At 65.3% G+C, this 19,173-nt stretch carries 13 protein-coding genes; 6 read left to right on the top strand and 7 right to left on the bottom strand.

Annotated elements, in window-relative coordinates; all coding sequences use genetic code 11:
* Positions 1-17: 17 nt before the first annotated feature.
* Complete coding sequence (locus G453_RS0117390; protein WP_027192057.1) at positions 18-368, top strand: DUF488 domain-containing protein; 351 nt, start codon at positions 18-20, stop codon at positions 366-368.
* A gap of 283 nt (positions 369-651) precedes the next feature.
* Here G453_RS0117390 and ilvD read toward each other — a convergent pair whose 3' ends face one another.
* A complete protein-coding gene (gene ilvD / locus G453_RS0117385) occupies positions 652-2,313 on the bottom strand; it encodes a dihydroxy-acid dehydratase (protein WP_027192056.1) in 1,662 nt (553 codons plus the stop codon).
* 264 nt (positions 2,314-2,577) lie between these two features.
* On the opposite strand from ilvD, the gene G453_RS24935 reads away from it, so the two are divergent.
* The 4 genes from G453_RS24935 to metW are packed head-to-tail and all read left to right on the top strand — an operon-like array spanning position 2,578 to position 10,282.
* Positions 2,578-5,931 (top strand): chemotaxis protein CheB, encoded by a 3,354-nt coding sequence (locus G453_RS24935; protein ID WP_051272569.1) that lies wholly within the window; start codon positions 2,578-2,580, stop codon positions 5,929-5,931.
* A gap of 26 nt (positions 5,932-5,957) precedes the next feature.
* A complete protein-coding gene (locus tag G453_RS26670) occupies positions 5,958-8,498 on the top strand; it encodes a hybrid sensor histidine kinase/response regulator (protein WP_051272568.1) in 2,541 nt (846 codons plus the stop codon).
* A 3-nt stretch (positions 8,499-8,501) separates the two neighbouring features.
* Positions 8,502-9,683, top strand: coding sequence for a homoserine O-acetyltransferase MetX (gene metX / locus G453_RS0117370; protein ID WP_027192055.1), 1,182 nt, complete (start codon positions 8,502-8,504; stop codon positions 9,681-9,683).
* Complete coding sequence (metW, locus tag G453_RS0117365; RefSeq protein ID WP_027192054.1) at positions 9,683-10,282, top strand: methionine biosynthesis protein MetW; 600 nt, start codon at positions 9,683-9,685, stop codon at positions 10,280-10,282. The genes metX and metW overlap by 1 nt, the downstream gene beginning before the upstream one ends.
* 1,662 nt (positions 10,283-11,944) lie before the next feature.
* Here metW and tsaB read toward each other — a convergent pair.
* Genes tsaB through G453_RS0117335 form a run of 6 tightly spaced genes read right to left on the bottom strand, consistent with a single transcriptional unit; the run spans position 11,945 to position 17,342 of the window.
* Complete coding sequence (gene tsaB / locus G453_RS24925; protein ID WP_051272567.1) at positions 11,945-12,685, bottom strand: tRNA (adenosine(37)-N6)-threonylcarbamoyltransferase complex dimerization subunit type 1 TsaB; 741 nt, start codon at positions 12,683-12,685, stop codon at positions 11,945-11,947.
* Positions 12,682-13,773, bottom strand: a complete 1,092-nt coding sequence (rseP, locus tag G453_RS0117355) for an RIP metalloprotease RseP (RefSeq protein WP_027192053.1) — start codon at positions 13,771-13,773, stop codon at positions 12,682-12,684. Before rseP ends, tsaB begins: the two co-directional genes overlap by 4 nt.
* Positions 13,770-14,981: a 1-deoxy-D-xylulose-5-phosphate reductoisomerase gene (dxr, locus tag G453_RS24920; RefSeq protein WP_051272566.1), complete on the bottom strand. Its 1,212-nt coding sequence runs from the start codon at positions 14,979-14,981 to the stop codon at positions 13,770-13,772. Before dxr ends, rseP begins: the two co-directional genes overlap by 4 nt.
* Positions 14,978-15,769 carry a phosphatidate cytidylyltransferase gene (locus tag G453_RS0117345; RefSeq protein ID WP_027192484.1) on the bottom strand — a complete coding sequence of 264 codons (792 nt, stop codon included), beginning with the start codon at positions 15,767-15,769 and terminating at the stop codon, positions 14,978-14,980. Before G453_RS0117345 ends, dxr begins: the two co-directional genes overlap by 4 nt.
* Positions 15,769-16,155, bottom strand: coding sequence for a phosphoribosyl-AMP cyclohydrolase (hisI, locus tag G453_RS0117340; RefSeq protein ID WP_027192052.1), 387 nt, complete (start codon positions 16,153-16,155; stop codon positions 15,769-15,771). Before hisI ends, G453_RS0117345 begins: the two co-directional genes overlap by 1 nt.
* A gap of 35 nt (positions 16,156-16,190) precedes the next feature.
* Complete coding sequence (locus G453_RS0117335) at positions 16,191-17,342, bottom strand: hypothetical protein (protein WP_027192051.1); 1,152 nt, start codon at positions 17,340-17,342, stop codon at positions 16,191-16,193.
* Between the two features lie 111 nt (positions 17,343-17,453).
* On the opposite strand from G453_RS0117335, the gene G453_RS26665 reads away from it, so the two are divergent.
* Entirely contained in the window at positions 17,454-19,025 is a 1,572-nt protein-coding gene (locus G453_RS26665) for a SpoIIE family protein phosphatase (RefSeq protein WP_156920999.1), read from the top strand.
* The last annotated feature ends 148 nt before the right edge of the window (positions 19,026-19,173 follow it).

Here is a 19,173-nt window from a genome sequence, read left to right as displayed (position 1 = left end):
CCACAGCAGGGGCAGCCATGCTGCGAATCAAAAGAGTCTATGACGCGCCCGCGCCGGACGACGGGAAGCGCTATCTGGTGGACCGGCTCTGGCCCCGCGGCCTGAGCAAGCTGGAGCTGAACCTGGACGGCTGGCACAAGCACCTGTCCCCCAGCACGGAGCTTCGCCAGTGGTTCGGGCACGAGCCGGCCAAGTGGGACGAGTTCAAACGCCGCTACGCGGACGAACTCGCCTCGCGGCAGGTCGGCCACCTGCTTGAGAGGCTGCGCGACGAGGCCGCAGCCGGAAACGTCACGCTTCTGTTCGCCGCGAAAGACCTGGAGCATAATCATGCGCTGGTGCTGCGTGACTTCATAGCAGGCGCGTGAGGGGACCGCTTTCGCGGCCTCATATGTTCTTTCCTCCGCTCCCGGACGTGATCGGGAAAATTCGTCAGAATGTGCAAAATCCGCTATAATTATAGGGGATTCCAAAGGGACTTGTCCCTTTGGCCGCCGGAGGCTTTTCCCAGCGCAACTTTCCCCCACCCCTTGCCGCTCTCCCGCCCCCTCTGAACAACTCTCCGGCGTGATCGCTCCAAAATTCCCCAGGCTCCCCAAACGAAAAAGGGGAGCTCGCGCTCCCCTTTGCGTTCTCTTGCCGAATCCCGCGCTATTTGTAGGCCGCGCCGTGCGCCGCCGACTTCACGCTCTTGGCATAGCGCCGCAGCAGTGCAGACGGCATGGGTTTCTCCACGGGCTTGAAAGCGGCCTTGCGCCGGGCCATCTCTTCTTCGCTGATCATCAGGTCCATGCGGCGCGCCGGGATGTCGATCTCGATGGTGTCGCCGTCTTCCACCAGACCGATGGGGCCGCCCTCGGCGGCTTCAGGCGAAACGTGCCCGATGGCCGGGCCGCGCGTGCCCCCGGAGAAGCGCCCGTCGGTGATGAGTGCCACGTCCGAGCCCAGGCCCATGCCCATGATGGCGGCGGTGGGCGAGAGCATCTCGCGCATGCCGGGGCCGCCCTGGGGGCCTTCGTAGCGGATGATGAGCGCCTGTCCCTTGGTGACCTCGCCGCCGAGGATGGCCGCGTAGGCTTCCTCCTCGGAGTTGAAGCAGCGGGCCGTGAGGCTGCGCTTCATCATCTCCGGGGCCACGGCCGACTGCTTGACCACCGCCCCGTCGGGGGCCAGGGAGCCGCGCAGCACGGCGATGCCGCCCTGCTGCGAATACGGCTCGGCGTCGCGGATCACGTCCGCGTCGCGGATCACAGGATTAAGCTCCGCCAGGTTCTCGGCCACGGTCCTGCCGGTGACGGTGAGGGCCGAGGTGTCAATGAGCCCGCGCTTGGCCAGGGCGTTCATCACGGCGGGGATGCCGCCCGCGCGGTGCAGGTCCTCGATGTGGTGGTGGCCGGCGGGGGAGAGCTTGCACAGGTTGGGGGTCTTGGCGCTCACGGCGTCGAAGATGTCCAGGGTCAGGTCCAGGCCCGCTTCCGCGAAGATGGCGGGCAGGTGCAGCACGGTGTTGGTGGAGCAGCCGAGCGCCATGTCCATGGTCACGGCGTTGGCCACGGAGGCCTTGGTGACGATGTCGCGGGGCTTGATGTCCTTTTTCAGGAGATCCATCACCAGGGCTCCGGCGCGCTTGGCCAGCCGCACGCGATCGGCGGTGACGGCGGGGATGGTGCCGTTGCCGGGCAGGGCCAGCCCGATGGATTCAGAGAGGCAGTTCATGGAGTTGGCCGTGAACATGCCCGAGCAGGAGCCGCAGCCGGGGCAGGCCTTCATCTCCAGGTCGCCAAGCTCGGCCTCGTTCATCTCGCCGCGCTTGACGCGCCCCACGGCCTCGAACACGTTGATGAGGTCCACGGGGCCGCCCGCCGAGGTCCCGGCAAGCATGGGGCCGCCGGAAACCAGCACCGCCGGGATGTTCAGGCGCAGCATGGCCATGAGCATGGCGGGCACGGTCTTGTCGCAGTTGGGGATGAGCACCAGGGCGTCGAAGGGGTGCGCCGTGGCCATGATCTCGATGGAGTCGGCGATTATCTCCCGGCTGGGCAGGGAGAAGCGCATGCCCGCGTGGTTCATGGCCAGGCCGTCGCACACGCCGATCACCGGGAACTCCATGGGGGTTCCCCCGGCGGCGCGTACGCCCGCCTTGGCGGCGGCGGCGATGGTGTCCAGGTGGATGTGTCCGGGTACGACCTCGTTGGCGGAGTTGACGATGCCTATGAGGGGGCGCTCCATCTCCTCGCGGGTCATGCCCAGGGCGTGGAGAAGGGAACGATGGGGGGCTTTTTCGATCCCGCCGGTCATGAGTTTGCTGCGCATGGTTGCTCCTTGGAAGCGGTGCTTGGGTGGGATGCAGGGTGGATAGCCGCTCCGGGCGCTGATGTCATCCCGGAAAACGCCATGACAGAAAACCGTGGGGATGGTATGCCGTTCAGCTGTGGCGCCGCTATGCCGATGAAATCGGTAGGGATTGCGGCTTGAGGTTTATTACGAAAAATGAAAAGAAGATGTATTCCTTGTTGCGTGCAATATCTTAGGTGGGGGGCTCCGGTTGCATGGAGCCCGGCAGGAGCATGAAGACGCATGGCCAAGTCGCAAAAGAAAGGCGAGGGCGAGAAAGCGGCGGTTCAGGAGACGGCCGGGGACGCTCCGTTTCAGCCGGAGGCGTCCAGGCCGGCATACGTCGTGGGCATCGGGGCGTCCGCCGGGGGGTTCGAGGCCCTCGAGCGCTTCTTCAATGCCATGCCGTCGGATTCCGGCATGGCGCTGGTCATCGTGCAGCATCTTTCCCCGGATCATAAGTCGCTCATGGTGGAGCTGCTGTCTCGCCACACCAAGATGATCGTGCATCAGGCCGAGGAGGGCATGGCCCTGGAGGCCGACAACGTCTACCTGATCCCTCCCAAGAAGATCATGACCGTCCACCAGGGGCGGCTGCATCTGGCGGACAAGGCCGACCGGCCTGTGCCGACCTTTCCCATCGACATTTTCTTCAACTCGCTCGCGGAGGACAACGCGGAGCGGGCCATAGGCGTCATCCTTTCGGGCACGGGCTCCGACGGAAGCCGGGGGCTTCGGGCCATCAAGGAAGAGGGCGGCGTGATCATGGTGCAGGACCCGTCGTCCTCCAAGTTCGACGGCATGCCGCGAAACGCCATCGGCACGGGCCTGGCCGACTACATCCTGCCCCCGGAGCAGATGCCGGGCGAGCTGCTCAAGTACGCACGCCACCCCTTCGCCCGGGGCGAGCGCGAAGCCAAGGCCAAGGAACCGGGCGAGGAAGGCAGGCTTTCGCGCATCTACACGTTGCTCAAAAGCCATTCCGGCGTGGACTTCACCTTTTACAAGCAGTCCACGGTGCTCAGGCGCATCGAGCGCAGGCTGTCCATCAATCAGCTGGAGAGCCTGGAAGACTACGTCAAATATCTCTACGCCAACCCCGACGAGACCAGCGTCCTGTACAAGGACCTGTTGATCGGCGTCACCCGTTTTTTCCGCGACCCCGAGGCCTTCGAGCTCATCAAGCGCAAGGCGCTCCCGGAGATCTTCAAGAGCAGGCCCGGGCCGATACGGGCCTGGGTGTGCGGCTGCTCCACGGGCGAGGAGGCCTACACCATGGCCATGCTCTTCCGGGAGTACATGGACGAGACGGGCGACTTCCGCGACGTGAAGATCTTCGCCACGGACATCGACAAGGACGCCCTGGAGTTCGCCTCCAACGGCATGTACCCGGAGAACATCGTCGCGGACCTCACCCAGGAGCGTTTCCGCAACTACTTCATAAAATCCGGCGACAAGTACCGGGTGGTCAAGGCCATCCGGGAGATGGTCATCTTCGCCCTGCAGAACATCGTCAAGGACCCCCCGTTCAACAAGATCGACCTGCTCTCCTGCCGCAATATGCTGATCTACCTCCAGCCGGTGTTGCAGCAGAAGGCGATGGCTTTCTTCAACTTCGCCCTGAACGAGGGCGGGTTCATGCTGCTGGGCTCCTCGGAGACGGTGGGCTCCTTCACGAACCTGTTCTCGCCCTTCGACACCAAGTGGAAGCTCTACCGCTGCCGGGGCAAGCACCTGCCCCTGCCTGCCGAAGGCTTCAGCATCACCACCGTGCGCAAGAAGTCCCCCCTGAAGATGCTGGGGCGCGCCGGGGCGGCAAGCGTGGAGTCCCCGTTCGAGCGTGCCATCTCGGGCATCCTGGAAGATCTGCTGGACCGCTACGTGCCGCCCACGCTCATCATCAACCAGGACTACGAGGTGATGCACATCCGGGGAGACGTATCCCGCTTCGTGGGGCTGCGCACCGGCAAGACCAGCCTGAACGTCTCGAGTCTTGTCCGAAAGGACCTGGCCATCGCCCTGGAGACCGGCATCAACAAGGCGCTTCGCGACAACAAGCAGACCATCTACAAGGACATCCACCTCAAGGACGGCAGCGAGGGCTTCCGCATCGACCTGTGCATCCTGCCCTACCACGACGACCGCTCCGGCGAAAAGCTGGCGGCGGCCGTCTTCAAGGAGGTGCAGGAAGAGTGCGCGGGCGTGCGCCCGGGCGAGCCGTTTGACCTGGACGTCAAGGCCCGCCAGCGCATCGGAGACCTGGAAAACGAGTTGCAATACACCCGTGAGAACCTCCATGCCACCATCGAAGAGGTGGAGACCACCAACGAGGAGCTCCAGGCCACCAACGAGGAGATGCTCTCGGCCAACGAGGAGCTCCAGTCCACCAATGAGGAGCTCCAGTCCGTCAACGAGGAGCTCATCACGGTCAACGCCGAGTACCAGTCCAAGATTTCCGAGCTGACCGACTTAAACAACGACATGAACAACCTGCTCTCCTCGACGAACATCGGGGTGATCTTCCTGGACCGCGACCTCTGCGTGCGCAAGTTCACCCCGGCCATCCGCGAAGAGATCAACCTCATGGATTTCGACATCGGCAGGCCCATCGCCCACATCTCGCTCAACATAAAATACGAGCACCTGGTGGACGACGCCAGGCATGTCCTCGATCATCTGGCCCCACTCCAGCGGGAGGTGGTCTCCAACACGGGCTGCGTACTGCTCATGCGCATGCTGCCCTACGTCACCGTGGACAATGTGGTGAAGGGCGTGGTGATCACCTTCGTGGACGTCACCGAGATCAAGAAGACTGAGGCCAGGGTGCGCAAGCTCTCCAAGGCGGTGGAGGTAAGCCCGTCCATGGTGGCTCTCACCGACGCCAAGGGCCGCGTGGAGTACGTGAACCGCAGCTTCGCGCAGCACACGGGCTACTCCCCGGACGAGATCGCCGGGCAGAACCTCTCGGCGCTCAGCTCCGGGGACATGTCCGAGGCCGAATTCAAGCGCATGTGGAAGATGGTGGGCGGCGGCAAGACCTGGAGCGGCCAGCTGACCAGCCGCAAGAAGGACGGTTCCATCTACGTGGAACAGGCGTCCATAGTCCCCGTCACCGACGACTCGGGCGTCGTCGCGAACCTGCTGAAGCTCTCCGAGGACATCACCCGGCGCATAAACGACGAGCGCGAGTTGCTGGAACACCGCAACCGCCTGGAAGAGCTGGTGCGCACCCGCACGGCGGAGGTGGCCAAGGCCTGCACCTCGCTGGACGCGCGCGAGGACGTCATCGTGACCATCGAGGCGGACCAGACCGTGGGCTTTGCCAACAACAAGGCCTGCCAGGAGCTCGGGCGCGAGCGCAAGTCCGTGGAAGGCAGGAACTGGTTCGACACCTTCGTTCCCAAGGAGCAGCGGGAGCAGGAACGCGCCCGCTTCCTGGAACTGCTCGCCAGGGGCGGCGTGGCCAGCGGGCCTCGCGCCGGGGCGGTTCTGGCCAAAAAAGGCCGCGCCGTGGCGCTGGAGTGGACGGAAAAGGCGCTTTATGACGACGCTGGACTGCTGAGCGGCGTCATGCTGATCGGTTCCCTGGTCAAGTGACCAAAGGCGTGTAAGGAGACGGTTTCGTGCCCAGCAATTCGGAAGACAGGCTTGCAGCCCTTCGCGCCAAGGCGGAGTCCATACTCGACGGCATGAGTACGAAACCCATGGAGGTCTGTGGGAACGATCTCAAGGCCATCCTGCACGAGCTCTCGGTCCATCAGATCGAGCTTGAGATGCAGAACGAGGAGTTGGCCAAGTCGCGCGACGAACTGGAACGCTCGCGCGACAAGTATCAGCAACTCTACGACTTCGCGCCGCTCGGCTACCTGAGCCTGAGCCACGAGGGCCTCATCCTCGAGGCCAACCTGGCCGGAGCGAGACTCTTGGGGGTGGAGCGCAACTACCTTCTGCGAAAGCCCCTCATCACCTACCTGGCCCCAGAGAGCCAGGGCGTCTTTTTCCGGCACCGCACCGCCGTGTTCGAGGAGCGCTCGCCCCAGACCTGCGAGCTGGTCTTCATGAACCGCGACGGGGAGCGCGTGTTCGCCGCCGTGCATTCCCAGGTGATGCGGGCGGGCACGCTCGGCGAGGTGTGCCTCTCTGCCGTGACGGACATAACAGAGCGCATCCAGGCCGAAGAGGACCTGCGGGACTCGGAGATACGCTTCAGGCAGCTGGTGGAGAACATCCGCGAGGTGTTCTGGGTGCGAGACCTCCCCTCGGAGCGCATCCTGTACGTGTCTTCGGCCTACGTCGACGTGTGGGGCCGCAGCACCTCCTCGCTCTACGCCAACCCCGCCACCTTCGAGGAGGCCATCCACGAGGCCGACCGCGCCTCCGCGCGCTCGGCCATGGAGCGTTTGCGGCTGTACGGGGAGAAGGTGTCCCAGCGCTTTCGCGTTGTGCGCCCCGACGGCGGGATACGCTGGGTCTGGGCCAGGGCCTTTCCCATCCGCGACAACCAGGGCAAGACCTACCGCGTGGTTGGCCTGGCCGAGGACATCACCGAGACCCGCCGCCTGGAAGACGAGCTGCGTTCCGCCAAGGAGACCGCCGAGCGCGCCAGCCTGACCAAGAGCGAATTCCTGGCCAACATGAGCCACGAGATCCGCACCCCCATGAACGCCATCATCGGCATGACAAAACTGCTCATGGAGGGCTCCCTCGCTCCCGAGCAGCGCGACCTGCTGGCGGACGTGGAGAGCGCCGGGGGCGCGCTTCTGTCCATCATAAACGACATACTGGATTTCTCGAAGATCGAGGCCGGGAAGGTGGACATCAAGCTGGAGGACTTCGACCTGTGGAGCCTCCTGAACGCCCTGGTGCGCACCCTGTCGCCTTCTGCGCAGCGCAAGGGCCTGCCGCTTCGCCTGGAGATAGCCACCGGCACCCCCCGCGCCGTGCGCACCGATCCGGGCAGGCTGCGCCAGATCCTCCTCAATCTGGTGGGCAACGCCGTGAAGTTCACCCCGGCGGGGCAGGTCACCATAAAGGCCTGGGCCAGCCCCGGACAGCTGCACGGCGAGGACGGCTCGTCCTTCGCCACCGTGAACTTCTCCGTGGTCGACACCGGCATCGGCATCCCCGGGTCCAAGCTCGACGTCATCTTCGACACCTTCATCCAGGCCGACCTGACCACCACCAAGTCCTACGGCGGCACCGGGCTGGGGCTGGCCATCAGCAAACGGCTGGTGGAGCTGCTGGGCGGGTCCATCCGCGTGGCCAGTGTTGTGGGCGAGGGGTCGTCGTTCTCCTTCTCCATTCCCGTGGAGATCGTGCGCCAAGAGGTCCGGGAACAACCGGCCCCGCAGCCGCAGTCTCTCCCGGACGGCGGCTGCGAGGCCAGGAACATCCTGCTGGCGGAGGACAACGAGCTCAACCGCCGTTTCGCGGTCAAGTTCCTGCGCATGCGCGGGTATGAGGTCACGGCGGTGAGCAACGGCAGGGAAGTCCTGGAGGCATTGGCCAAAGAACATTTCGACCTGGTGCTCATGGACATCTCCATGCCCGAAATGGACGGCCTTGAAGCCACCATGGCCGTTCGCGCCCATGACGGCTCCGCCTTCAATCCGGGCATTCCCATCATCGCGGTCACGGCCCACGCCGTGAAGGGCGACGAGGAACGCTTCCTGTCCACGGGGATGAACGCCTACCTTGCCAAACCGCTCGATCTGGCGCAATTTGAACAAGTGGTGCGGGAGGTGGCGGCCTCCGCGCCCCGTTTTGACGGTTCGCCCAAAGACGCTCCAAGCGATGCGGCCGGCTCCGGCACGCCTGCCGCGCAGGCCCCGCCGTTCGACACCGCCCTTCAGGAGCAGCGTTTTGCGAACATGCGGGATTTCCTGCCCGAGCTGCTCGGCCTGTTCCAGAAGAACGTGGGTCCGGCCCTGCAGGCGCTGCGGGATTCGCTCGACAAGGACGATCTGGCCGAAGCGTCCAAGGCCGCGCATACCCTGAAAGGCATGGCCGCCGTGGTGTGCGCCACTCCCGTGCAGACCCTGGCCGGAGAGGTGGAGAGCGCGGCCAGGAGCGGCGACATGCAGGCAACGCGGGCGCTGCTCATCACTCTGGACGAGGCCGTCAGCCGGGCTCTGGCCTGCCTGAACTGCGCCCCAAAGGCCTGACGCATGAGCGAATACGCTGCTAAAATCTCCCCTGATTCCACCAGTGTGGGGCTCTCCCACACCAGGTTGTTCACCTTCGCCCAGGACGAACCCTTCCCTCTGGAATCCGGCGCGTCCATCGGCCCCGTGACCCTGGCCTACGAGACCTACGGCACCCTGGCCCCAGACGGCTCCAACGCAGTGCTGGTCTGCCACGCCCTCACCGGCGACGCCCACGCGGCAGGCCTGTCCTCCCACGCCGACCCAAAGCCCGGCTGGTGGGAGGTGATGATCGGACCCGGCAAAGGCATCGACACCGACAAGCACTTCGTCATCTGCTCCAACGTGCTGGGCGGCTGCATGGGGTCCACCGGCCCGGCCTGCGCCGATCCGGCCACCGGACAGCCCTACGGCCTGGATTTCCCGGTGATCACCATAGGCGACATGGTGCGCGCCCAGAAGGCCCTGCTGGAGCACCTGGGCATAACGCGCCTCCTGGCGGTGATCGGCGGCTCCATGGGCGGCATGCAGGTGCTGGACTGGGCCGCGCGCTTCCCGGACATGGTGGTCTCCGCCATCGCCCTGGCCACCGCCGCCAAGCACTCCGCCCAGCACATCGCCTTCCACGAGGTCGCCCGCCAGGCCATCCTGGCCGACCCCGACTTCAACGCGGGCAGCTACTACACCGGGAACAAACCCGAGCACGGCCTGGCCGTGGCCCGCATGATCGGCCATATCACCTACCTCTCCGACGAGGCCATGCGCCACAAATTCGGGCGCGGCCTCCAGGACCGCGCGGACTTCTCCTTCAGCTTCGAGGCCGACTTCCAGGTGGAGTCCTACCTGCGCTACCAGGGCCGAAAGTTCGTGGAGCGCTTCGACGCCAACTCGTTTCTGTACATCACCCGCGCCGCCGACTACTTCGACCTTGCCGCCACCCACGGGGGCGGCTCCCTGGCCAAGACCTTTTCCAACGGGCGCACACGCTTTCTGGTGGTCTCCTTCAGCTCGGACTGGCTCTACCCCACCTACCAGTCGCGCGAGCTGGTCCAGGGCCTCAAGCGCGCAGGCCGCGACGTCAGCTTCTGCGAGATCGAGGCCCAGTGGGGGCACGACGCCTTCCTGCTGGACAACCCGCGCCTCGCCGGGCTCATCTCCGGGCATCTGGAACGCACCCGGCACGACCTGGAAAAAGGGCTCCTCTGATGCGCTACGACCTGGACCTCATCGCCTCCTGGATCACCCCCGGCTCGCGCGTGCTGGACCTGGGCTGCGGCCAGGGGGAGCTTTTGGAGTTCCTGCACGAGGCCAAGCAGGTGCGCGGCTTCGGCGTGGAGCAGGACGAGGCCAAGGCCGCGTCCGCCATCAGCCGGGGCGTATCCGTGCTGCAAGGCGACTTCAGCCGCGAAGTGCGCGACTACCCCGACAAGACCTTCGACTTCGTGGTGCTCTCCCAGACGCTCCAGCAGGTGCCTGAACCGCTGCCCGTGCTGGAGCAGATCCTGCGCGTGGGCAAAAAAGCCGTGGTCAGCTTCCCCAACTTCGCCCACTGGCGAAACCGCTGCCAGCTGTTCTTCCAGGGCCAGGCACCCGTCACGCCGGAACTCCCCTACGACTGGCACGACACGCCCAACATCCGCGTCATCGCCTTCAAGGACTTCACACGCTTCTGCAACCGCTACGGCATCACCATCCTGGAAGCCGTGGGCGTCAAGACCGATCCGGCCTCGCGATCAGGTCTCGTGCTGCGCTGGCTGCCCAACCTGCGGGCCACGTATGGGATTTTTTTGTTGAGTAAAGAGTAAGAGCCTCCGGCGGGCAAAGAGGGCTCCGCCCTCTCTGCACTCTCCCGCCAGGGGGATGATCCCCCTGGACCCTGCATCCGCTTCGCGGGCAGCACCGTTACGTTTCAGATATCTCGCAAGAAAGCCCTGAAGCGCGCAAAGCCGCGCTTCAGAGCTTGTTTTTTGATTGCGACGCTATCGGCGATGGCTGCCAGAATGCACTGTGTCAAAAGACCCTGATCTGGATCGGATTTCCTCAGGATAAAGCGCAGTTCACGCGGGCCGGGGGTGGGAGGTGTAACGGACGCGCCATGGGCGGCGGGCGACGAATCGTCTTCAAATCGGTTCGAGCCCGCCGCCCATGGCGTGGACGGGACAGCTCCCACCCCCGGCCACCACAAGCCTCCCGCATACCACGCGAAGCAAGCAGCCGGTATTTGGATTCGCCGTCCTCAGGGGGAAACAGTACAAATGAAGAGGCCCCCTCCGTTGGCGGAGAGGGCCTCAGTATCGATGCGGGCTATCGTCACAGTTCAAGTAGCAGTGTCCTCAGCCATAACACAAACCAAAGACGTCAAATCATCTGTAGCCGTAACCGTAGCCAGAGACATTCCAATCGTTCGTAACTGTAGCCAGAGGCAACTCAAATCGTCAGTAGCTGCAAACTGAACAAAAGGCACTCAAGTCATTCGTAGCAGTAACTGTAGCCAGAGACATTCCAATCGCTCGTAACTGTGGTCAGAGGCAACTCAAATCGTCAGTAGCTGCAAACTGAACAAAAGGCACTCAAGTCACTCGTAGCAGTAACCGTAGCCAGAGACATTCCAATCGCTCGTAACTGTAGCCAGAAGCAACGTAACTCGTCAGTAGCTGTAGCCTGATCAGAAAGCGTTCAAATCATCTGTAGCCATGCACATAGTCTGAGGCATTTCGGTCTTTCGTAGCGGTAACTCAAGGCAATCAAGTCGTCGTCAACTGTAGCTGTTGCCAGAGACATTCCAATCATCATCAACAAAAGACATCGTAGCCGTAAAAATACAGTTTGTGTTCTTAGCTTAACTTGCCCAATCCGAGAATGTACTTTTCAGTTTCAGCATGATTCAATGGCATCCCTCCGTTCGAGGTTGAATCAACAGTCGCCTGAACACGTCTTCCAGATATGCTCGGCTTCGATGGTTGTCCAGAGGAAAGTGGTCTGTTTTTTCGATTTATTTCATGGGTGGTCTCGGCCCTGTGGTTTCGGGGGCTTCAGCTCGCTTCCCGCAACAAATCGATGTGTTTCGATATCTCGCAAGAAAGCCCTGAAGCGCGCAAAACCGCGCTTCAGGGCTTGTTCTTGAAATTGACTCTCCCGACGATGCCAGCCGGAATGTACTGTGTCAAAAGATCCTGATTTGAATCGGATTTCCTCAGGATAAAACGCAGTTTACGCAGGCCGGGGGTGGGAGGTGTAACGGACGCGCCATGGACGGCGGGCGACGAATCGTCTTCAAATCGGTTCGAGCCCGCCGTCCATGGCGCGGACGGGACAACTCCCAGCTCCGGCCATCAGGCCCGTCCCGCCTCAAGCCTCCCGTACACGACGCGAAGCGAAGAGCCGGGTGCAGGGCCAAGAGTGCGTTTGACTCTCCCCTGCCGGGTCCAGGGCAGAGCCCTGGCGGGTTCGGGCGGAGCCCGACACTCCTACTTCATCGCCTCTTCCATGCGCGCCAGAGCCTCGGCTTCGCTCAGTCCCCGCCCTGCGGCGATGGCGGCGAGGTTCTCCTCGGCGTCGGAGCCGCGCAGATAGCAGGCTTCCACGGGCGGGCCGTCATAGCTCGCGACCTGGGCGGCGCGCACAAGCGCCTGCTGCGACGGCACTTCCAGGTCCATAAGCGTCACGTGGCCGAGGTCGGCCAGGGGCGCGAACGCGGCTGCGTTGCGGCGCAGCCCTGTGCCGAGCAGGGCGATCTTGCGGGCGGGGGCGTCGGCGCGTGCGGCGATCAGGTCGCAGGCGGCCTGCGCGGTCAGATCGCGCGGCGGCGAGAGCGCCTCGGGGCCTGGGGCGAAGGCCTGATGATAGACGCGCGCTGTGCGCGAGTGCGTGAGCACGTGCACTTCGTCGAAGGTCTGGCCCGCTTCGAAAGCGGAGTCGGCCAAAAGCGGCAGATGGTCCAGCCCGGCCATGGGGAGTTCCCGCGCGAGGCTCAGGCCGTGGCAGTAGGCCAGGCCAAGGCGCAGGCCGGTGAAGCTGCCGGGGCCGCGTACGCAGGCCAGGGCAGTGAGAGATGAAAGGCCGGGGCCGGAGAGCAGGCGCTCCACGGCTGGCCCCATCACCTCGTTCATGCGCCCGGAGCAGGGCTCCTGGAAGCTGTCCAGGACGCGGCCGTCCTGGACCAGGAGCGCCTGGAGGGTCTCCTCGGCGGTGTTGACGATCAGGATCACTTGCCGACGCCCGTCACCAGCCGGATGATATCGTTGGCGGTGGCCGTGAGCATGAGCGCCATGAGCAGCACGAAGCCGATCTTGGTGGTCACGGCGCGGATTCGTTCCGGCACGGGGCGGCGCAGCAGGGTCTCCAGGGCAAAAAACAGGATATGCCCGCCGTCCAGCACCGGGATGGGCAACAGGTTCAGAATGGCCAGGTTCACGCTGATCATGGCTGTCAGCGCCGCCAGATGCGCGAGTCCCTGCTCGGACTGCTTGCCCACAAGCTCCGCGATCATGATGGGGCCGCCGATGGAGGACATGGGCACGATCCCCTGCACCAGCTTCCAGAACACCTGCCCGGTGAGGGCGGTGACTTCCCAGGTCTGCTTGAGGCCTTCAGAGACCGAAGCGACGAAACCCAGGGGGATGTTGACGGACTCCTGGGTGGACCGGATGCCCAGGATGGGTTTCTTGATGTCCTCGCCGAAGAGGTTCTTCTGGGCGATGATGTCCGGCGTGACGGTGACGTCCAGGGTTTCGGTCCCGCGCTTGAGGGTCAGCTTGAGGGGCGCGCCCTTGCTGGCCTCCACGCGGGCCTGGAGCTCGCGGAAGTATTGTACGGACTGGCCGTCCACGGTGAGGATGGCGTCCCCGGCCTGCATGCCCGCGCGTTCGGCGGCGCTGGCGGCGTTGACCTGTCCCACGGCGGCGGGCGTCTCGAAGCGTCCGCTGGTGTAGAACATGGATGCGTAGAGCGCCCAGGCCAGCGCCAGGTTGAACAGTGGCCCGGCGGCCACCACCAGCATGCGCTGCCAGGAGGGGCGGCGGATGAACCATGTGCTGGGGTGGAATCCGACGACTGTCTCGTCGTCCTCGGAGTCCTGGGCCACCAGCTGCACGTAGCCGCCCAGGGGGATTAGGCTGACGCGGTACTCGGTGGGGCCTGAAGTGAAGGACAGCAGTTTGGGGCCGAAGCCCAGTGAGAACACGCGCACGCCCATTCCGAAGAAGCGGGCCACCAGGAAGTGCCCGAGTTCGTGGATGAAGATGAGCACGCCGATGACGACGACGAAGGAGAGGGCCTTGCCCAGAAAGTCGATCATGTGGTTCCTGTGAGGTATGTGGCCACCGTACTTCGGACGGCCAGGTCAACCTCCATTATGGTCATGAAATCGGGATCGTCCAGTGATTCTTGCCGCGCAAGCGCCCATTCCACGGCGCGCGCGATGTCTGAAAAGCCGATGCGCCCGGCCAGGAACAGCTCCACGGCCACCTCGTTGGCGGCGTTCAGGGCCACGCAATGTGCCGGGCTCGCGGCCACGGCGCGCCGCGCGAGATCAAGGCAGGGAAAGTCGTCGGTGCGCGGCTCGCGGAAGGTCAGCGTGCCCAGAGCCGCAAGGTCCAGGGGCGCAATCTTCAGCGGCAGGCGCAACGGATAGCACAGACAGTAGGCGATGGCGATGCGCATGTCGGGCTGGCCCATCTGGGCCAGGAGGGAGCCGTCGCGGTAGGCGGCCAGGGAGTGCACGATGGACTGCGGGTGCACCAGCACCTTCACGCGGTCCTCGGGCAGGCCGTAGAGCCAGCAGGCCTCGATGACCTCCAGCCCCTTGTTCATGAGCGTGGCCGAGTCGATGCTGATTTTCGCGCCCATGGACCAGTTGGGGTGCTTGAGGGCCTGGGCTGCGGTGGCGTTGGCCAGATCGGCGCTGGGCCAGTCGCGGAAGGGGCCGCCGGAAGCCGTGAGGATCAGGTGGTCCACGTCGTCGCCGTTGTGCCCGGCCAAGGATTGAAAGAGCGCGTTGTGCTCGGAGTCCACGGGCAGTACCACTGCCCCGGACTCGCGGCAGGCCCGGCGGATCAGATGCCCGGCCAGCACCAGTGATTCCTTGTTGGCCAGGGCGATGATTTTTCCGGACTTGGCGGCGGCCAGCGTCGGCGGAAGACCTGCCGCGCCCACGATGGCCGAGAGCACCACCTGCACGTCAGGCAGGGAGGCCAGGGTGACATAGGCGTCGGGGCCGCAGAGAATCTCCGGGCTGTAGCCGGAGGGGAGCATGCTCTTGAGCGATGCGGCTCCGGCCTCGTCCAGTACGGCCAGATAGCGGGGACGAAACCGCGCGGCCTGTTCGGCCAGACGCATGACGTTGCGAGCGCCAGCCAGGGCGAGCACTTCGAACTGGCCGGGATGGTCGTCCACCACGGCCAGGGCGGACTCGCCGATGGAACCGGTGGACCCCAAGACGCACAGACGCCGGGGGAAGGGGGGCAGGCCGGTGGCCCCGGGGAGGGCGGAGATGTAGTCGATCATAGGTAGTGGGCCATGGTGCGCGCCAGGGCGTACACGAGAATTGCGGGGAGGAGGCCGTCGATGCGGTCCAGGATGCCGCCGTGGCCGGGCAGCAGGGCGCCGGAGTCCTTGATGTCGGCGGAGCGCTTCAAAGAAGACTCCATGAAGTCGCCCATCTGGGAGGCCACGGACATGCAGAGGCCAAGCGCCGCGAAGGCCCACAAGGAGGCCTGTCCCCAGAGCGCGCCCACGGCCAGACACACGACAAGCGTTGCCGCGAGGCCGCCGAAGCTTCCGGCCCAGGTCTTCTTGGGCGACACGGACGGCCAGATCTTGGGTCCGCCGATGGCGTGGCCCGCGTAGTAGGCGCCGGTGTCCGTGGCCATGACCACGGCCATCACCAGGGCGGTCTCGCCGGGGGTGAAGGAGGTCAGGAACTGGAGGCTGCCCGGAACGTACAAGAGCGAGGCCGCCAGCAGCCAGCGGGGAGGGCCATTTGGACCGCCCAACGGGGCGTGGGCCAGCCGGGCCAACTCCTCCAGCCAGAACGCGGCCAGGGGCACGGCCAGGGCGGCTGCCGGGCCGAAGCGCCAGCCCAGCCAGACCATGGCCGCGCCGAGCGCCAGGGTCAAGCCGCGCAGACACATGCCCGCGCCAGGGAAGAGCCCCAGGCACTCCCAGAGCCCGGCCAGGGATGCGGCCAGCACCACGGCGAACATGTACCCGCCGCCCTGCCAGACGCACACGGCCAAGAGGGGCAGGCCAACGGCTGCGGTCAACAGGCGGGAGCGGTGCGCGCTTGCCGCCATCAGGCCCCCGGCCCGTAGACTTTTTCGGGGTCGAACACCTTGGGCGAGCACTCGCGCGCCTCGCCGTCCGGGCCGAGCTCGCTGAAGAAGCAGGAGCGGTAGCCGGTGTGGCAGGCCGCGCCGCCGATCTGCTCGATCAGCACGACGACGGCGTCGCGGTCGCAGTCCAGGCGGATGGACTTGACCTTCTGGGTGTGGCCGGAGGTGCCGCCCTTGTGCCAGAGTTTGCTGCGGCTGCGGCTCCAGTAGTGAACCTCGCCGGTTTCCAGGGTCTTTTCCCAGGCCAGTTCGTTCATGTAGGCCAGCATCAGCACTTCGCCGGTGGCGGCGTCCTGGGCGATGGCCGGGATCAGGCCGCCGCCCTTTTCGAAATCAGGTTTGAACATGTGTCATCCTTGAAGCGTGGTATGAAGAAGCCACCCTAATTGCCGCCCACGGGCAGGGTCAAGACCGGGGTGTTCTTGGGCGGGTCGGCGGATTGCAGGGCGAAGAGGTTCAGCATCAGCTGGAAGACTTCCTTGGAGCGGGTGTCCTCGCGCCGGATGGAGTACCACCAGCCGTCGTGGTTCACGGCCACGAAGCTGCCTTCCGGGCGGGTGCGCGAGGAGCGGATGTCCATGACGTCGGAGAAGTGCTCGCGCAGGTCGAAGGCGGCTTTTTTGGCCACCAGCTCCTTGGGGGCCTCGATGCCCTGCGACAGGAGGTCCATGGCCCGCAGGCAGTTGCGAAGGCCCAGGGCCAGCGTGGGGAAGCCGCCCGCGTCCTGCTGCTCCAGGGCCAGCTCGCGCTCCTTGACCGGAACGAGGCGCACCTTGGCCACCAGATGCCCCTGGGGCGTGCGCTTGGGGTTGAGGTCCTCGCCCGTAAGCTCGGCCACGCGCGCGGCCTCGGCTTCGCTTGCGAAGCGCAGCGTCATTAGGGTGACGTTGGCCTTGTCCTTGCCGGGCGAGGCGGTCACGATGTCCAGGTTGCCCCGGTCGTCCATGTCCGCGATGATTTTCGTCAGCTCCAGGAAGCGGCGGTGGGCCTCCAGGTCGAAATAGCCCACGCGCGGGTCGAAGGAGTGGTCCAGGCGGCCCAGGCGGGTCACCAGCACGCGCAGCAGGTATTCGATGTCCCACCCGGACTTGTAGAGCACCACGAAGCGGTCGAAGTCCACTTCGGCCAGGAATTGCTGGGCGTAGGTCTGGCCCTGGTAGGGCGTGTAGGTCACGGTGGGGGAGTCCGAGTAGGTGGCGGAGATGCTGGGAGTATAGTTGTAGTAGATGCTGCGCAGGAAATCGCGCTGGTCGGGGAAGGTGCCGGTGGCGGTCCCGGTCACGTTGTAGTTGAAGCTGGAGGCGATGGAGCCCACCTGCAGAAACAGGGGCTGCTCGAAATATTTCATGCGCACAAGGTTCAGGAGCATCTCCTCGTTGGCGGAGCGCTGCACGGCCAGGTTGTAGTCCATGCGCGTGGCCGGGAGCTTGGCCGGGCCGAGCGAGCAACCGCCGAGCAGGACGACGGCCAGCAGCGCGAACGCCATGGGGGTCGTGGACGATACAAGCGTGCGGGGCAGCTGGCTGGTGGGCATGAATATTCCTGAAAGCGGGATGTTCCGGGGTTCATAGCCTTGAAGCCCCCGGGGGGCAAGAACGCAGGAGCGCCGTTGCGCGTCCGGTCCGAAAAGGGCATAGCAGGAAACATGTGCGCCTTCATCTCCGACGCCTCCCGCCTGATCGAACAGGCAGGGACGATCCTGCGCGGTATGTCCCCGGACGATCCGGCCAGGGCGGTGCTTGGCGGGCTTGCGGAAGCCGCCGCGCACATGAACTCCATGTTCGAGAACGCCGTGCAGGGCATGTACGAGGGGACGCTGGACGGGCGCATCGTGACGGCCAACCCCGCTTTTGCGGCCATGCTCGGCTACGCGTCCGTTGAGGACATGCTGCCCATCGAAAATTTTGCCTTGCAACACTACATGGAGCCGGGGCTGCGCGACGCCATGGTGGCGGAATTGCTCGAACACGGCTCCGTGACCAACCGCGAGGTGCACCTGAAGCGCGCGGACGGGACTCCGGTATGGGGACTGGCCAACATCCGCCTGTACAGGGATTCCGGCGGGCGGCAGCTCATCGACGGCGTCACCGTGGACATCACCGCGCGCAAGCTGGCGGAGGAGGCCCTGTCCGCAAGCGAAGTCCGCCACCGTCGCATCCTGGAGACCGCTGGCGAGGGCTTCGTCTACATGGACAAGAATCTGGTGATCCTTGAGGTGAACGAGGCCTCCTGCCGGATGGTCGGCAGGTCGCGCGAGGAAATCCTGGGGCGCACCCCGGCAGACCTCGGCACGCCCGATTTCCGCGAATATCTGGAGCGCAACCTGGAGCACCTGCTGTCCAGGGACTACCGCACCTTCGAGGGCACGCTGCTGCACGCGGACGGGCACGCCGTCCCGGTGCTGATCCACGGCAACGTCCTGCGCTGCCAGGACGGGACGGCCGTAGGCAACGTGGCCTTCATCTCGGACATGACCGAGAGCAAGAAGGCCCTGGCCCTGGCCTCCGAGGTGCAGCGAAGCCTCATGCCTTCCGGCCCGCCCCGCGTGCACGCGCTGGACGTGGCCGGTTCCAGCGAACCCAGCCAGTACGCCGGGGGCGACTATTTCGACTACCTGGAGGACGACTTGTCCCGCGCGGGCTGCTTCCGGGCGGCGGTGGGCGACGTGACCGGCCATGGCCTGGACGCGGCCCTGCTCATGACCACGGCGCGCGGCTTCCTGCGCATGCGGGCCGCCCAGCCGGGGAGCCTCCTGGACGTGGTGCGCGACCTGAACGCCCACCTCTGCCGCGACACCGGCCAGACGGGCCGGTTCATGACGCTCATGCTCATGGAGATCTGCCCGGACGGGGGCCTGGGCTGGGTGCGCGCCGGACATGACCCGGCCCTGCTCTACGATCCGGATACGGACGGCTTCCAGGAGCTGGGCGGGCGGGGCATGGCCCTGGGAATCATCCAGGACGCGCCGTTCGAGGAGGTCCGGGCCGTGGCGCTTCGGACGGGGCAGGTTCTCGTTATCGGCACGGACGGCATCTGGGAGGCGCGAAGCGCCGCAGGCGAAATGTTCGGCAAGGCCCGCCTGATGGACGCCGTGCGCGCCAGGGCGCACCAGGGGGCACGGGCGGTGCTGGACGAGGTGTTCGCCCGCCTGCACGAGTTTGCGGGCATCAGCCTGGAGGACGACGCCACCCTGGTGGTGGTCCGGGCCACGGGCTGAGGGGCCAGGACGCGCACCAACGGCGCGCGCATGCGGATCCCTCGGGCGCGGCCGGCAGGGGGGATTTCCTTTTGCGCTGGCCTGACGTAGGGGTGGCCCCAGCCGGAAACGCGCGCGGGTTCATGGGCCGGACCTTGTTGCAAACGGC

The organism is Fundidesulfovibrio putealis DSM 16056, assembly GCF_000429325.1.
Classification (GTDB): domain Bacteria; phylum Desulfobacterota; class Desulfovibrionia; order Desulfovibrionales; family Desulfovibrionaceae; genus Fundidesulfovibrio; species Fundidesulfovibrio putealis.
Note: the sequence above shows the minus strand (reverse complement) of the source record. Positions and strands in the feature narration are given on the sequence as shown.

Coding starts and splice junctions, on each gene's coding strand:
- G453_RS0117390 (WP_027192057.1), top strand. CDS start 18: ATGCTGCGAATCAAAAGAGTCTATGACGCGCCCGCGCCGGACGACGGG.
- ilvD (WP_027192056.1), bottom strand. CDS start 2,313: ATGCGCAGCAAACTCATGACCGGCGGGATCGAAAAAGCCCCCCATCGT.
- G453_RS24935 (WP_051272569.1), top strand. CDS start 2,578: ATGGCCAAGTCGCAAAAGAAAGGCGAGGGCGAGAAAGCGGCGGTTCAG.
- metX (WP_027192055.1), top strand. CDS start 8,502: ATGAGCGAATACGCTGCTAAAATCTCCCCTGATTCCACCAGTGTGGGG.
- metW (WP_027192054.1), top strand. CDS start 9,683: ATGCGCTACGACCTGGACCTCATCGCCTCCTGGATCACCCCCGGCTCG.
- rseP (WP_027192053.1), bottom strand. CDS start 13,773: ATGATCGACTTTCTGGGCAAGGCCCTCTCCTTCGTCGTCGTCATCGGC.
- dxr (WP_051272566.1), bottom strand. CDS start 14,981: ATGATCGACTACATCTCCGCCCTCCCCGGGGCCACCGGCCTGCCCCCC.
- G453_RS0117345 (WP_027192484.1), bottom strand. CDS start 15,769: ATGGCGGCAAGCGCGCACCGCTCCCGCCTGTTGACCGCAGCCGTTGGC.
- hisI (WP_027192052.1), bottom strand. CDS start 16,155: ATGTTCAAACCTGATTTCGAAAAGGGCGGCGGCCTGATCCCGGCCATC.
- G453_RS0117335 (WP_027192051.1), bottom strand. CDS start 17,342: ATGCCCACCAGCCAGCTGCCCCGCACGCTTGTATCGTCCACGACCCCC.
- G453_RS26665 (WP_156920999.1), top strand. CDS start 17,454: ATGTGCGCCTTCATCTCCGACGCCTCCCGCCTGATCGAACAGGCAGGG.